The sequence below is a fragment of the Ruixingdingia sedimenti genome (genome assembly GCF_031432425.1).
In the GTDB taxonomy this organism is placed as follows: Bacteria; Pseudomonadota; Alphaproteobacteria; order Rhodobacterales; family Rhodobacteraceae; genus Ruixingdingia; species Ruixingdingia sedimenti.
The window spans coordinates 1-1,581 of record NZ_JAVKPH010000102.1 but is presented as its reverse complement, the minus strand read 5'-3'; the positions used below and the strand labels follow the sequence as shown (position 1 = coordinate 1,581).

Annotated in this window: 1 pseudogene; it reads right to left on the bottom strand. The window is 63.1% G+C overall.

The features are described from left to right. Nucleotides 1-95: 95 nt before the first annotated feature. Nucleotides 96-1,403, bottom strand: a pseudogene (gene katE, locus RGD00_RS23235) (catalase); the annotation flags it as partial. Between the last annotated feature and the right edge of the window lie 178 nt (nucleotides 1,404-1,581).

Below are 1,581 nucleotides of genomic sequence, written 5' to 3'. Positions count from 1 at the left end.
CCGTGCTCAACGGCTTCACCGCGCTCGGCACGCCCATCACAGAGGTCGCAGGATAAATCTGTCCGGGGAAAGGGGAAGTCCGATCAGCAGCCGATTTGTGCAACAGAGCCGCGGAAACCGCGGACGGGATCCTCGCGCGGGCCCTCGCCCCAGGAATTCGGCTGATAGTTCGCACGGCCCTTGGGGTTGCGCATCGCCATATGGCCGTCCTGCTGGAAATGCGCGAAGGGGCATTTCGGCGCGTTGATCGGCAGATGGGTGAAATTCGTGCTGCCCAGCCTTTTCAACTGCGTGTCGAGGTAGCTGAAATTCCGCCCCTGCAACAGCGGATCGTCGGAAAAGTCGATCCCCGGCGGCAGGTTCTGGGTCATGAAGGCGACCTGTTCCGTCTCGGCGAAGAAATTGTCGGGCATCCGGTCCAGCACCAGCCGGCCCACGGGGATCGGCGGCAGCAGTTCTTCGGGGATCAGCTTGGTCGGGTCCAGCACGTCGAAATCGAAACGGTCGGCGAAGTCCTGATCGAAGAGTTGCAGGTTGAGTTCCCATTCCGGGAAATTCCCCGCCTGGATCGCATTCCACAGGTCGCGGCGGTGGAAATCGGGGTCGGCGCCGTTGATCTTGACCGCCTCGTTCCACATCACCGACTGCATGCCCAGCCTGGGCTTCCAGATGAACTTGACGAAGGTGGACCTGTCGTTTTCGTCCAGCAGGCGGAAGGTATGGACGCCGAAGCCCTGCATGAACCGGAAGGACCGCGGGATCGCCCGGTCGGACATGGCCCACATGATCATGTGCAGCGATTCCGGCGTCAGCGAGATGAAATCCCAGAAGTTGTCATGCGCGGCGGTGGCCTGCGGAAAACCCCGGTCGGGTTCGTCCTTGATCGAATGCACGAGGTCGGGGAACTTGATCGCATCCTGGATGAAGAACACCGGGATGTTGTTGCCCACGATGTCCCAGTTGCCCTCCTTGGTGTAAAGCTTCACCGCAAAGCCGCGCACGTCGCGGGCAAGGTCGAACGACCCTTTCGATCCCACCACGGTGGAAAAGCGCACGAAGGCGGGCGTGATCTCTCCCGCGCGCTGGAAGATGTCGGCGCGGGTATAGCGGGCGAGCGATTCATAGGTTTCGAAAAACCCGTGCGCGCCGTAGCCGCGGGCATGGACCACCCGTTCGGGGATGCGTTCGTGGTCGAAATGGAAGATCTTTTCGCGGAAAAGATGATCCTCCATCAGCGCGGGGCCGCGCGGGCCGGCGCGCAGCATGTTCTGGTCATCCGAAACCGGCGCGCCCTGTGCGGTGGTCAGCGCCTCGCCGCCCTCTGCGGTCTGGTGCAGCTCTCCGCCCGCGCCGCGGGTCGGTGTCTGGTCGTGGATCCGGGCGGGGGGCATTTTCTGGCGCATGTCGCGATCTCCGAAGGCTGGCGTGGGCGTGGTTCCGCCCGGCTGCTTGGTGTTGTCGTCGGGCCGGGCATTCGGATCGCGGCGATGCTGCCCCGCCGGGTGGCTCTGTTGCACAAATCCTGTGAGGGATTCATCTCGTGAATCCAGCATGGTAGCTGGGTGGCATGAGCAGACCGAC